General features: G+C 56.0%; 15 protein-coding genes. All 15 read right to left on the bottom strand.

Translation table 11 applies throughout. The features are described from left to right. Nucleotides 1-13: 13 nt before the first annotated feature. Nucleotides 14-802, bottom strand: coding sequence for an OmpA/MotB family protein (locus tag BUC04_RS07445; protein WP_067663312.1), 789 nt, complete (start codon nucleotides 800-802; stop codon nucleotides 14-16). Next, nucleotides 799-1,674, bottom strand: coding sequence for a motility-associated protein (locus tag BUC04_RS07450; protein ID WP_073325737.1), 876 nt, complete (start codon nucleotides 1,672-1,674; stop codon nucleotides 799-801). The genes BUC04_RS07445 and BUC04_RS07450 overlap by 4 nt, the downstream gene beginning before the upstream one ends. Nucleotides 1,675-1,835: 161 nt before the next feature. Then, nucleotides 1,836-2,153 (bottom strand): flagellar hook-basal body complex protein FliE, encoded by a 318-nt coding sequence (locus BUC04_RS07455; protein WP_067663306.1) that lies wholly within the window; start codon nucleotides 2,151-2,153, stop codon nucleotides 1,836-1,838. Between the two features lie 22 nt (nucleotides 2,154-2,175). Next, nucleotides 2,176-2,538, bottom strand: a complete 363-nt coding sequence (locus BUC04_RS07460; RefSeq protein ID WP_067663304.1) for a FliM/FliN family flagellar motor C-terminal domain-containing protein — start codon at nucleotides 2,536-2,538, stop codon at nucleotides 2,176-2,178. Nucleotides 2,539-2,550: 12 nt separating this feature from the next. After that, nucleotides 2,551-3,447: a FliM/FliN family flagellar motor switch protein gene (locus BUC04_RS07465; RefSeq protein ID WP_067663301.1), complete on the bottom strand. Its 897-nt coding sequence runs from the start codon at nucleotides 3,445-3,447 to the stop codon at nucleotides 2,551-2,553. A 3-nt stretch (nucleotides 3,448-3,450) separates the two neighbouring features. Beyond that, nucleotides 3,451-5,601: a flagellar biosynthesis protein FlhA gene (locus BUC04_RS07470; RefSeq protein WP_067663298.1), complete on the bottom strand. Its 2,151-nt coding sequence runs from the start codon at nucleotides 5,599-5,601 to the stop codon at nucleotides 3,451-3,453. Next, the gene (locus BUC04_RS24270) at nucleotides 5,601-6,242 is read right to left on the bottom strand and encodes a flagella basal body P-ring formation protein FlgA (protein ID WP_067663295.1); all 642 of its coding nucleotides are present in this window, start codon (nucleotides 6,240-6,242) and stop codon (nucleotides 5,601-5,603) included. Before BUC04_RS24270 ends, BUC04_RS07470 begins: the two co-directional genes overlap by 1 nt. A 13-nt stretch (nucleotides 6,243-6,255) precedes the next feature. Then, nucleotides 6,256-7,230 carry a FliG C-terminal domain-containing protein gene (locus tag BUC04_RS07480; protein ID WP_067663293.1) on the bottom strand — a complete coding sequence of 325 codons (975 nt, stop codon included), beginning with the start codon at nucleotides 7,228-7,230 and terminating at the stop codon, nucleotides 6,256-6,258. Between the two features lie 11 nt (nucleotides 7,231-7,241). Further along, nucleotides 7,242-9,023, bottom strand: coding sequence for a flagellar basal-body MS-ring/collar protein FliF (gene fliF, locus BUC04_RS07485; RefSeq protein WP_067663290.1), 1,782 nt, complete (start codon nucleotides 9,021-9,023; stop codon nucleotides 7,242-7,244). 30 nt (nucleotides 9,024-9,053) lie between these two features. After that, on the bottom strand, nucleotides 9,054-9,755 hold the full coding sequence (locus BUC04_RS07490) for a sigma-70 family RNA polymerase sigma factor (RefSeq protein WP_073325739.1): 702 nt from the start codon (nucleotides 9,753-9,755) through the stop codon (nucleotides 9,054-9,056). Between the two features lie 72 nt (nucleotides 9,756-9,827). Next, nucleotides 9,828-10,292: a hypothetical protein gene (locus BUC04_RS07495; RefSeq protein ID WP_067663286.1), complete on the bottom strand. Its 465-nt coding sequence runs from the start codon at nucleotides 10,290-10,292 to the stop codon at nucleotides 9,828-9,830. After that, entirely contained in the window at nucleotides 10,282-10,584 is a 303-nt protein-coding gene (locus BUC04_RS07500) for a hypothetical protein (protein ID WP_067663283.1), read from the bottom strand. The genes BUC04_RS07495 and BUC04_RS07500 overlap by 11 nt, the downstream gene beginning before the upstream one ends. A gap of 4 nt (nucleotides 10,585-10,588) precedes the next feature. Further along, nucleotides 10,589-11,680: a flagellar basal body P-ring protein FlgI gene (locus tag BUC04_RS07505; protein ID WP_073325741.1), complete on the bottom strand. Its 1,092-nt coding sequence runs from the start codon at nucleotides 11,678-11,680 to the stop codon at nucleotides 10,589-10,591. Nucleotides 11,681-11,697: 17 nt separating this feature from the next. Further along, complete coding sequence (locus BUC04_RS07510) at nucleotides 11,698-12,390, bottom strand: flagellar basal body L-ring protein FlgH (protein WP_143165583.1); 693 nt, start codon at nucleotides 12,388-12,390, stop codon at nucleotides 11,698-11,700. Between the two features lie 72 nt (nucleotides 12,391-12,462). Beyond that, complete coding sequence (gene flgG / locus BUC04_RS07515) at nucleotides 12,463-13,245, bottom strand: flagellar basal-body rod protein FlgG (protein ID WP_073325743.1); 783 nt, start codon at nucleotides 13,243-13,245, stop codon at nucleotides 12,463-12,465. Nucleotide 13,246 lies beyond the last annotated feature (1 nt).

A 13,246-nucleotide genomic window follows, 5' to 3' on the forward strand; every position in this document is an offset into this window, starting at 1 on the left:
AGGGCCCCATTTTTTATTGTGCTTCTTCGATGGCGTCGGGGAGTTCCGATGACTTGGTCACGTAGGCAACTACCCGGCGATTCATCCTGCGGCCGGCAACGGTTTCATTGTCACCGATGGGGTTCAACTCGCCCTCCGCGTGCAACGTGGCCCGGTTGTGCTCAACGCCGCCGGCAGTAAGAGCGCCGATGACACTGATGGCGCGATGTGCCGACAGATGAAGGTTGCTTGGGTACCGCTGCGAGTTGATCCGCCGGTTATCCGCGTAGCCGAAGACATGAACAAACACCGGCGTAGTACCAAGCACCTCACCGACCTCCGCGATGCCCCCGCGGGCCTTTTCGCTGAGTGACGCTGAGCCGCTGCGGAACAGGAAGTCAGAACTGAACTGGATCTCGATGATCTCGGCGTCCTTGTCCATCAGAACCTGGGCTGCATCCTCTCGCACCATCGACTTAAGCTTCCGGTAGATCTCGGTCATATCGACGCCGGCAACATCAGAGTCTGCGCCCTGCTCTGTTTTGTCGTTCTGGTTATCCGCACGGCCATCGATCATGGCTGTATCATCGACTGACACCTCACCGTAGGTGCGCTTGATGAAGTTCAGGGATTGCGTGTCCTTACCTTGAAACCACTCAGCAACCCCGGTCTTGGCGTCCTCCGGGATCTGGCTGGTGATCCAAAGGACGAAGAAGACGCACGATAGGGTGGTGTAGAAATCCGCCAGCGCAATCTTCCAGGCGCTGCTCTTAGCGACCGCACCATCTTCCTCTGGGTGGTTGATGATGATCGGTTGCGTCATGATTCATTCGCCTTGGTCAGGATTTCCTGGATCCGGTTGCGCAGGTGCTGGAAGTCCGGCCTGTAGCCAGGTTGGATCTGCTTCCTCGCCACTTCCGCTGTAACGAACAGGGCGTAGTCGTTGACCATCGCCATCAAGAACGACTTGATGACAGTCAGGTACTCGCGCCTCTGCTCGGCAATCTTACCTAGGCCGGCAGATAGTGGGTAAAACACCCCGTACCCACTGAAGATCCCAAGGAAGGTACCGAACAGCGCGGCACCGATCTTCGCGCCCACCACGGCTGGTTCCTGGTCGATGAACATCATGGTCACGTTCATGCCCAGTACCGCAGCGACGATACCAATCGACGGCATCACCTCGGTTAGCGATGACATCGCCTTTGAGGGGGTCAGGCTTTCCGTGTACTGGCTCTTAATGTCAGCATTGATGATGGCCTCAAGTTCATGGGCCATAAACTGCTCAGTGCCGGTTTCCAGTAAGCGGAAGTTGTCGACGATAAAGCTGACGGCATTCTTGTCCTTGAGAACCCTGGGGTAACGCTGGAACAGGGGGCTGGCTTCTGGTTTGTTCAGGTGCTCATCCAGGCCGGAACTGCCATTGGCTTCTAGGTGGATCTTTAGCTCTGCCATCAGGCACAGCGTCTCCTCGAACTTCTCCGGCGAATAGAGCGGCTTGATCATGTGCCTGATGGCACCGAAGGCCTGAAAGCCGACCTTGAAGGGATAGCTGATCAGGAAGATGGAGGCCGCGGCACCGAGAACGATAATGTACTCGCCCGGGTGCCAGAGGAGCCCTGGGTGGCCCCCGTTCAGGAAAAAGCCACCAACAACACTGGCAAACAGCAAAAAGAAGGAAAGGACAGGCCTCATATTTATTGTTCTTAGTAGAGGGTCTTGAAAACCATGATAGCGGAGTTGGTGGGTCCACAAGGGAAATCGGCTCAGGCCGCAGCTAGAGCGGGCTTCTAATAGCGAAAAACGGCCGCCAGATTGAGTGCTGGCGGCCGCTCTAGTGCAGGTAGTCATCTAGCTTACTGGCTAGAGATCGTTTGATATGCCTGCTGAAGCTTGTTACGGACTTCCATGATCAGGTCAAACGACAGCGAAGCCTGGGTCTGGGCCCTAAGGGTTTCGGCCATGGTGACGTTCGGATCGCCCCGCAGCAGGGCCTGCTTGGTTTGAGACGCTACTATGGCTGACTGGTTAGCTTCGTTCATCGCTTTGGCGAAGCTGTCAGCCATGCTGGCAGAAACAACCTGATTCGCAGGTGGCTGCGCAGGGATCCCTGCCTGTGCAGACATCCGGTCCATAGAGACCTGTAGATCTGCCAATGACGCCTCGATGCTCATAAGCGGTGCCTCCGGTGCCGGTTTAGATCAGGGGCTGGTCTGCGTACTCAACCAGCTTGGTGATCTTCAGGTAATAGTTACCCTCGTGGGTCACAACCTGGCCCTTCGCCAACGGGGTGCCGTTGATCATCAGGTCGATGTCATCATTGACCTGCTTGTGCAGTGGAAGCACCTGGCCGGGGACCATTTGGCCAATGTCATCGAATGACATCTTGACGTTGCCCACTACAACGCTCATCTGCAGTTCGAGTGCCGGCGGCAGAATTGCGGGATTGGCAGCCAGGCTAGCCGCCGGGGAGTTAGGGTCAATCTCCTGGCCAAGGGCTTTAATGGATTCCATAGAGCCCAGTGCCATCTGTTCGTGATCGTTCATCTCTTGAGACATGGCTCAGGTTCCTTATTTAATTTGGATGTATTTTTCGTTGTCGTGGCGGCCGTAGCTGGCTTTGCCGACGACTTGGCCCTGCACCGTGAGGTCCACTTCGTTGATCTGGCGGAGCGGGATCATGGTGCCGGTTTGGATTTCGCAAATCTGCTCGAGGGTCTTGGGGCGCTCGAGCAGAACCACGTCCACATTCAGCTTGGCCTTGGCGGCGGTTTTCAGCAGGCCTTCAGAGCGCTTGAACGTTGCAAGTTCGTGCACCTCGGCGATAAATGCAGCGTCAACAACCCAGTCCACTGAGTGGCGCTGGTCGTCAATGACAAACCAGAAGCGGTATATGGCCACCGGCTGTTGCTCAGGATAGATAGGCCGCTCTACGTTGAACTTGCCCAGGTCGCTTGCGTTAACGGCCAGCAAATGGCTCCAGGAGTCGACGTAATGCTCTGCGATGGCCTCAGCCAGCGGTTCCAGGGTGATGGCATCCATGTAGCCCATACGCGCTCTCACGTCGCTTGTGGGGCGGTATGCAGATGCACCGTAATGCAGAGCCACGAGGTGGTCGATAACCGGGAAGTTGAGATGGAGCATGGCAAAGCCTTGGTCATTCAGATCAAAGCGATGCAGGTAGCCGCAGGTATAGCCGTTTTTCAGGTACTCACCGTAGGTGGACTGGGTGATCACCTCGTCATCTTCAAAGGTGACCTTCCGGCCGATCATCTGGCTGAACAGTTGAGCGATGTGGCGGCTGTTTTCCCGATGCAGATCCGTCAGGCGGCTGATGTTGGAGTCCAGCGTTATCGTTTTAATGTCCGCTTCAGGCGCCCAGTTGGGATCGTAGGCGCGCTCAACTTCATCACCAAGGTCTTGGCCCAAAGGCTCGAAACCAGCGCTTTCAGGGCTGTTAGAGCTCATTCGTTAATCTCCATTAATAACTGGGTCATCATAACCCACAGTCCCGGCAAAGTTGACTATCAAGCTTTTGGGGATCTCTTCTGTCGAGAGGATGTTCAATTCGCGGATGATTGGCCGTACCAGATCAACCAGCGGAAGGCGCAGGGCATGGGGCACAAACAGCACGGCCGGCTTACCCTGGCGCAACAGTTCTTCGGTCATCTGGCCAATTCTAATAATAACGTCTCGTGCCAGTTCGGGTTCGATTGATAGATCACCGGTCTTCATATTCAGGCCCTGCAACATTTGCATTTGCAGTTTGCCGTCAAGGCAGATGGCGTCCAGGCTCTCGGTGCTACCGGAAAGGTGGTAGATGATGCTCTCCACCATAGCCTTGCGGACCTGATCTGCCAGTTCCTGATCGGTGAGTCCCTGCGGGGCATAGCGCGCTATCGTCTCTAGTACCGTGCTCATATCAGAAAGGCTGATCTGCTCAGATAACAAATAGCGCATGACCGTCAGCAGGCGACTAACAGAGACGGTTTTGGGGATCAGTTCGTCGATTAACCTGGGGAACTTGTTGCGGAGGTGGTCCATCATCCGGCTAACGTCCTCGTGGCCCAAAAGGGTGCCGAGGTTCTTGATCATGACCTGGTTTAGGTGAGACGCAATGATGCTAGCTGGGGCAGTGACGACGTACCCGCGGCTTCGAGCATCGGATTCCTGCTCTTTCGAGATCCAGAACGCAGGTAGGCCAAACACTGGCTCGTTAGTTGGTATCCCGTCGATTTCTCCGGCAAGGCCGTCCATGTTGATCGCCTGCACTAGGCTTGCTTTAACCTTGCCTTTGGCGCGAGGGATGCCGCGTATCAGGATGCGGTAAGACTCGCTGTCCAGATCCCGGACGGTTCTGATGTTGATGCTTTGGATCAGGATCCCGTACTCCTGGGAAACCATCTGCCTCGTGCCGATCGCCTGCGCTTTGAGATCCCCGGTCAGTTCATCAACCAGCGGGGTTAGGCGCATACCGAGCTCGATCACGATGGGATCCGGCGGAGTGATGTCCGATAGACTCAGTTCCGGCTTCTCAACCGGGACAAGCGGTTCGCCATCAAAGTTCTCAACACCGCCAGGTACCGGGCTGGCTGCCGCCTCAGATGCGCCATCTTCAGTTGCAGAAGGCGGTGCATTCTTGGCCATCATATGGGTGATGCCCAGCAGGAGCAGGCCCACGCCAACGAACGGTAAGGTCGGCATGCCAGGCACCAGGCCAATGGCGATGATTAGGCCGGATGCCATGTAGAGAGTGCGGGGATCATCGAAGATCTGGATCTGAACCAAATCCGACAGTGAGACATCGGTAGACGACCGGGAGATGATCAGTGCAGTGGCTGATGCCAGAATGATGCTTGGTATTTGTGCCACCAGGCCATCACCGATCGACAGCAAGGTGTAAGTCTCAACGGCAGAAGTGAACGGAATGCCGTGCTGTACTACGCCAATGATCAGGCCGCCGATGATGTTGATCAGCAGGATTACGATCCCGGCAATGGCGTCACCTTTTACGAACTTGGATGTACCATCCAGCGCGCCGTTGAACTCGCTCTCGAGGGCCAGTTCTTTGCGACGCTTGCCCGCCTCGTCGGCTGTGATCGCCCCTTGGTTAAGGTCTGCATCGATGGCCAGTTGCTTGCCGGGTAGCGAGTCGAGTGTGAACCGGGCATTCACCTCAGAGATACGTTCAGCACCTTTGGTGATTACGATGAAGTTCACCACTAGCAGGATCAGGAAAACGACCAGACCGACCGCCCAGTTGCCACCGATCACAAAGGTCCCGAAGGCCTCAATAACGTGGCCTGCGCCAGCTGAGCCAGTGTGCCCCTCGGTGAGAATAATCCGGGTTGAGGCAACGTTGAGGCCAAGCCTAGTCAGGGTGGCCATCAGTAGTACGGTGGGGAATACGGAGAAGTCAGTCGGTTTAAGAGTCCGTACCGCCACCAGGAGGATGACGATCGACAACAGAATGTTGATGGTGAACATGGAGTCGAGCACGGCCGCCGGCAGCGGAACTGTGATCATCGCCAGCATGATCAGCAACAGCAGCGGGGCGCCTGATGCGTTCGCTGCAATAGCCTTGAGTTTGTCGAAAATCCGTCCGTTCATTTTCTCTTCCATTAGCGCTCAATCAGAGCGATGCCCTGGGAAATTGCCCGCGCATTTACCGTTGCGCCAGATCGGGTATTGATGAACTTCCCTACCTCGCCCAGTTGTAAGTCCCGAATGGCCTCGCCAGATGTATCGAAAACCAGCCCGGGCATCTGTGTTCTCAGGGTTACAGCCTGTCGCTTTCTGATTGCTGGAGTCGGTCGCAGATCGGAGTGGCGCACGTAGGATCCGCTTCGCAGCGGTCTGGTGCTCTCGTGGCCGCGTGGCAGGCCATCAGGGAATAGCATGTCACTGCGGACGATACGAAGATTGGCTTGGGCTTCTGCCGAACTGGACCTGTCGACGGGGCTCCAGCGAGATAAACTCCTGGTCGTGGCGAATACAGTCGCCACGCCAGTAGCGTTGAATGGGTAGGTCCGCCCTGAGTCACACAGAGACTCAACCACCCCGCGATCAAGCCGGTTAGCTTTCGGGGTCACTATGGCCCGTTGATCGCAGTCTTCCAGGTCGCTGGGGGCACCAGGGACCTGAACAGAAAAGACATCTACGCCCAAGGAGGCAAGGTACTGCTGTACGGCGTCCTCATAGTGGTTGGCATGAGCAGGTAACGTGCTCAAGGCCAGACCCGCGGCAAGTAGCAGGATTCTCATGGGCTATCAGTGCCTAGCGCAGGTCAACACGACCCTCTGCCTCTTTTCGTTTAGCCGCTTTGAGGATCTCTGACTGAGCCGCTGTAATGTCCGCCTCCCGGCGTCGCTTCTTGCTCATCAGCTCTGCTTGCGCGATCAATCGGTTGCCTTCGGTCATTACACCAAGAACCTTGGCTTTGACTTCCTCACTGACGTTGACCAAGGCGATGCCGACGGTCATGGCGTTGAGGCCGTCGATCACCACACGCACATTGTTCTCCGGCAGTGCCATCACATCAGAGAACTTCAGGATCTTGGAGCGAACCAGTTCCGCCAGGTCCGGATCAGCTGCAGCAATAGCCTCAATCTCGGTGTCCATGGACTCTTCCGGCAGTGTTTCAAGCAGTTCCGCAACCTCAGAGGCGCCGTCATAGCTCTTCAGGGTTTTGAGGTGATCGATTTGGGATTCGATGAATTGGTTCACCTGTTCTACTCGCTCAACCGGAACGCTGGGGGACCTGCCCATCGAGATCATCACTTCGCAGCGCTGCTTAGGGGGCATAAGCGCCAGCACTTCGTTGGCCATTACCTTGGAGACCCGACTCAAGATGATTACCAGTACCTGGCTATTCTCGTTCTTGATCAGGGTGTATACGCGATCTGCACCCAGGTCTTCTAGCTTTGTAAACCCAAAGAGCTTCTTCTCAAAGCTCGGGTTGGACTCCATTAGTACCTGCTCCAGCTGGGTGTTCAGGTTGGGGTCCATTTCAGCATCTTCCGGCTCGACCTGGCGGGTGGCCAGTTGAGCGAACTCGTGGAGTACCCAGATCGCTTGTCGGTCAGGGATGGCCCGCGGAGCCGTGTTTAGACGGTCCAGCAGGTGTTCGAGTTGCAGTTGTGGCAAGCGGCCAATGGTTTTCTCGCAGTTTTTGGCACCCAAGAGGCGCATCAGCAATTCCGCTTTATCGGGCCCAGTCATCGATTTCATCAGGGTTTTACTCTGGCTCATGCTTGGTACCCTCAGTCCTTAGTGGAGGCCGGTTCACGGTCGTCGGTGTTACTGGAGGCGTCGTTCCCTTCAGCATCGTCTCCGTCGGGCCCCGAGTCACTCTCGGGGAGTTCTGTGCTGTTGGCATCTCCTGGGGTTAGGGATACATCTCGCGCATGGCCGCCGCTCACAATGAAGTCGATAGTTTCGTCATCGTCGCTAAGCCAGGCTTTCATGATCTGCAGCGAGGCCTCTGGCTTCTCTTCGAACATGCTCAGTGCTTTCTCCTTGAGCAGGTCGATATCTGACGTTTCGGGCTCACTGATGCCAGTCTCCGGGTCAACCGGGTTGGTGTCATCACCTTCGAGCATGATCACGCCTTCGGATGCCTCAGGAACCTGGGCGCGTCGGCGTCGCACCAGGACAGCAATGAGCAACGCAGCAACCAGGGCAATGGCTCCAGCAACTATGTAGTCAGTCTGGTCAAGTTGCTCAAACAGGCTAGCCTCGGCGGGTTCTGCTCCGTCCGCCTCTGCCGCAGGGGCCTGGAGGAAGGGCTCCGCTACGACGCTGATCAGATCGTTCTCATTGACGCCATAGGTGGAAGACTCGACCAGCAGCTCAAGGGTCTGGAGTCTTTGGTTTAGGGCTTCTGTGATCTGTTCGGGGGAGGGATTCTCTTGCGGGAGATCGAGCTCAATGACACGGCGGTTGACCACCACTACCGCAGAGATCGATTCAATTACCGCACCGGCAAAATTGGTCTGAGTGATGGTGCGCCCAACCTCGAAATTCCTTGTGGATTTCTCATGTCGCAGAGCAGGATTGCCGTCACCGTAAAATGACCGGTCGCGGCGTTCAAACTCGGCATGGCCTGGGGGTTGGTTGGAGGTAGCTCCCGGCACTCCCTGTCCGCCGCGGTAACGTTCATCAAAGTCCAGCTCCACCTGCTCACTGACCATGGGGTTGGGTTCATCAGAGTAGGACTCGGTAGTCGACTTAACCTCGTCGTAATTGATCCGGGCAACGACGTTTACCCGGATGTTGTTGGCCCCAAAGATGGGGGCCATGACGTTGGTGATGTTTCGCTTCAGCTCATTCTCGACGTAAGTGGTATGTTCACGCTGGCTGCTGCTGAAGGACATGTTGTCCGAGTTGTTGTTGGTCAGTTGGTTGGCAAACTGATCGGTGATCACCACGTCGTTGGCGGAGAGGTTGGGGGTGGAGTTTGCTACCAGTTTGGCAACTCCCTGTACCTGACTCTGGGTGAGTCTGACATCTCGGGCCAGCTCTAGCATCACTGATGCAGAAGCGGGCTTCGATGAGCGCAGGAACTCGGTACGCTCGGACATCGCCAGGTGCACCTCGGAAGAGATCACGCCGGGTATCTTGTTAAGCGTCTTAATCAGGTTGCCAACCCGGATCTGCGCATCGTAATGCTGCAATTGGGTGTCATTGAGGAACATGCTCTGTTCCTGTTGCAGCAGGTCGTAACCGCTACTGGATGACTGGAACATCTGGCCGGCAGCTGTCAGTGCTGAGCGTGCCTTGGCAAGATCGTTGCGACCGATCATCACGCTGCCGTCGGCACCAATTTCGAAACGGATCTTCTCTGCCCGCAGGGATTCCAGCACAGCAGGAACATCACTGTTGTCAGCTGGGGACACCAGGGGGACAAGCGCCCCTTTGTCGGCACTGATAGCGGCGACGATGCTGGTGCCGAGTACGACGGAGATAATTGAACCCACAACCAGGGTCTTGGTCGCTGAATTCAGGCTCTGGAACGCGGTGGTTAACCTGGAGATCGCTGTCATATTTCCACTTCAAAACTGCAAAAGAAGCCGTCAGTCGGAAATTACCATCTCCCTTAGGGTGGAAATCCCTTCCGAGCGTAGCTGCGAAACATAAGCTTGGCTGCAGGACATAATGGCGGCAATGTCCTTCATCTTAAGCCCTTCTAGGTAATACAGGCTTAGCACGAGCTTGATTCTCTCAGGAAGATTATCGATGCAGCTTTCTAGGTAGTCAATATCGAGGCCGGCATTAATTATGGAATCTTCGAGCATGTCAGTGGCATGCATGTCCAGCACTTCCGGAGCATCCTCAATGGCCATCATGGGTGTGCCAACGCCGGCCAGGATCTCTTCGACCTTCTTGGCACTGACCCCAAGTTGGTCAGCGATTTCCATCCGGGTTGGGTCCCGGTGATGCTCGTTCCGAAATGACGACAGAAGGGAATTATACTTTTTTATATCGTCAGTCAATGTCCGAGGTTTCAGGTTGAGGGCGCGAAGGTGATCGATCATCTCGCCCCTCACCCTGCGGTAGGCAAAAGACTCAAATGCTGTCCCCTGCTCCTCACCAAAGTTCTCGTAACTGTCGAGCAGGCCAATCATCCCCAGTTGTTTCAGGTCGTCGATCTCTACACAGGGGGGCACCGCCATCGAGCGCATGACATTGTGCGCGATACGGGTGACAAATCCTTCGTGGGCGGAAAGATCGACTGGACGCTTTAGGCGCTTTTCGTAAGCGGACCGAGATACCACTAAGCCTGAACTCCTGGCTTTATCGCTTGGTAGCTAACAGCTTATCGCACCCGGGTTCGCGGGGTGCGATCTTCACTCGGAACCACTGATAATGCCGCGCTTGCCATAGAGCTTAGGAGCGTCGGATTCTGACCTGAGTTCTGGATCATACGGCGATGCAGAGGCCTTCACCTGGTTAAAGAACGCCTGGTTGGCCTGCATCATTTCCTGGAGTAGGGTCAGTTCCGCTTTAGCCAGTTCCCCGGCGGTCTTGCAGCGTTGCCAAAGTTCGGCAGCGGCCGGTTGCTGATCAAGCCAGCGGCGCATGATTTCGGGGTCATAGGCGCCCATAGCCTGCTTGCACTCAGCCTGGATACGCTGCAAGCGCTCGCCTGCGATGTGTGTTTGCAGCTCAATGGTATCCATGGCGCTGACAAACTGGCCTTGCTGGAACTGTGCTGCCGCGGTTCGGGCGGTAGGGACCGTCTGGATGATTGTTTCTGAAGCATTGAGAAACAGGGTCATATCGTCGAACAGGGCTTTCCATTTACTGCTCATTCTGGGCCTCAGGAGTTAGCTGTTGCTGTACTGCCTTGGGGAGGTAATCCAGTGGTCCCTTAACCAGTGACAGCACCATTTGGTGGTAATGGAGTTCTTGCGCCATAGACATGCCAGCGCTCTGGGTCTCGCTGCTTAGCTGTGACTCAGAGACAGACTGGTGCAGGCTCTTGGCCAGCATCATGGCGGTTAGGTGTTCGGAGAACGCCTTGATTTGTTCAGACTCGGGGGAGTCATGGGCAACAATCGGGCCACCCAGGACACCGCCGAGGGGGGGAATTTCGTTGATCATCGCGTTAGATCACCACGAGCTTCGCCCTGAGCGAGCCGGACTTTTTCAACAGCTGAAGCAGGTGCGCCATATCCTTGGGAGCGGTACCAGCGCGGTTGAATGCCTCAACCAGGTCGCTAAGAGTCGGTTCACCCTGAGCGACGACTGAAAGTTGGCCTTGGGTTTGCTCAATCTGGATCTCGGAGTTGGCCGTCACAATGGTATCGCCACCGGAGAACGACCGTGGCTGATACACATTGCTGGCTTCAGAGACGCTGATGGTCCAGCGGCCTTCAGAGATCGCCACAGGCCATAAAATCACGTTCTCGCTGATGGAGACCGTGCCGGTTCGGCTGTTGACGGTCACCTGGGCGCTGGGTCGACCCACCTCTACATCCAGGTTTTGTACTGCTGCTAGGAAGTCGACCCGGCTGCTGCCAGGTGCTGGCGATGCGACATCAACCAGGCCGGCATCAACTGCGGTGGCGGTGCCTGCGCCGAACGTTGAGTTGATCTCGTTCGCGATATTGGCGGCAGTCTCGTAGTTCGGTTCATTCAGCGTCAGGCGGATGCTGGCGCTGGTGGTGAAGGCGGTGTCTACATAGCGCTCGATGGTGGCGCCGCCAGGGATCCGGCCTACTGTCGTTGTGTTCACCTGAACAGTAGAGCCATCTAGGCCCTCAGCGGAAAGGCCATCAACCAGCACCTGGCCCTGGGCCACTGCATAGACGTTACCGTCCAGCCCAAGCAGTGGCGAGGCGATGAGCGAACCGCCCTTCAGACTCTTTGCGTTGCCAATTGAAGAGACGGTGACATCGATGGTTTGTCCGGTGCGCTTGAAGGGATCCAGCTCCGCAGAAACAACTACCACGGCAGCGTTCCGCGCCGAGATGTTGATGCCTTCAGGCAGTCTAAAGCCGTACTTTGTCAGTTGTGCCTCGATCGCCCTGTTAATGTAGGTGCTACGGTCACCGGTACCATCCAGGCCGATCACCAACCCATACCCAGACAGCTGGTTTTGCCGCACACCTTCTACCTCAACCAGGTCGATGACCCTTTGGGCAAAGGATGGGGCCGATGCCAGTAGAGCGCCGGCGAGTATTAGCATTCGAATCATATTGGAAACCCCAATTGTTAAAACGGCCACCAGGCGCCAGACAGGAACCGGCTTGCCCAGCCTTTATTGCTGCCTTCGTGGATCTCGCCTTCACCCAAATAAACGATCTGGGCATTGGCCAGCTTCGATGAGGGGACCGAGTTGGTGGCGGTATCGATGTCTGCTTCTCGGATGATGCCGGAGAGGCCAATAGTCTCGGTGCCGTTCTTTAGGGAGACCCGTTTCTTCCCGGCTACAGCAAGGTTGCCGTTAGGGTACACCTTCACCACGGTCACCGTCAGGTTGCCCTGAATTGAGTGGCTTTGGCTGTTCTCACCCCTGCCGACAAACTGATTCCCGGACTTAATGCCAAGGGCCATCTTGGTGGGCGCGGACCCAGTATCAATGGTGACGTCGTTGCTGAAGGTGTGGTTGCGAGTGGTAGAAGAACCGGCCGAGTCCCGGGCCCTGATGTCCTCTTGCACCTCGATTACGATCAGATCGCCAATACGATAGGAGCGCCCGGTGCCGACCAGGATGTTGGCGTTCTCACTGTAGATGGTGCCGACGTCTCGCTCAGCGATCATGTCAAAGTCTGTCACGAGCTCGTCCGGCGTCAGGTAGGCATCAGTGGCATCCTCTGCATCCGGGGTCGAACTGCATCCCGACAGAAAAAGGCCGGCCAGCAGCAATGCTGCCGGGCCGGTCAAAAGACTATAAATATTGCGCACGTTACTTCCCTTCTCGCTAGTCACTCTGGTGATGGTATCAAGCGGATGACAAACCTACGATATTAATTGGGTTTAGCCGAGTTGTTGATTGGCGTACTGCGCCATCTCATCGGCCGCCTTCATGACCTTAGTGTTCAGTTCAAAGTTTCGCTGAACCTCGATGAGCTTAACCAGGTTGGTTACGGTATCAACGTTAGAGGCTTCCAGAGCGCCTTGCATGATGTCACCAAAGCCGTCGGTACCGGCCATGCCGTAAACACCGCTACCGCTTGCTGCTGTTGACTGGTATAGGTTGCCGGCCAGTGGTTTTAGGCCTTGGGGGTTTTGAAAGCGTACCAGTTCGATCTCCCCGAGGATCTGGGGGAATGGGTCGCCGGGGATCATGGCCTTTACCGTCCCGTTAGGATCGATGAGGATGTCTTCCGCTTCATCCGGAACGGTAATGTCGGCTGCCAGTTGATAGCCCTGCAGGGTTACAATTTGCCCTTCCGCATTACGCTTCAGCTGGCCATCACGGGTGTAGTATTCCGCGCCATCATCTTTGACGATGGGGATGAAGCCATCACCGGAGATGGCAACATCAAGGCTGCCATTGGTAATTTGCAGTGAACCCTGAGAGTAATCCTTGGCTACGCCGGCGATCTTCACACCAGTACCGGAGTAAACCCCGGTCACTGAACCGCCTGCAGCAGCATCAGGTTCCCGGACCTGCTGATACATCAGGCTTTGAAAAACGGCCTGCTCGCCCTTAAAGCCGATGGAAGAGGCATTGGCTAAGTTGTTGGCGATCTCTTGCATGCGGTGTTGCTCGGCATGCATCCCTGTGGCCGCGACGTTAACGCCTGGAATTGCCATG

Source organism: Ferrimonas marina (assembly GCF_900129905.1).
Taxonomy (GTDB): Bacteria; Pseudomonadota; Gammaproteobacteria; order Enterobacterales; family Shewanellaceae; genus Ferrimonas; species Ferrimonas marina.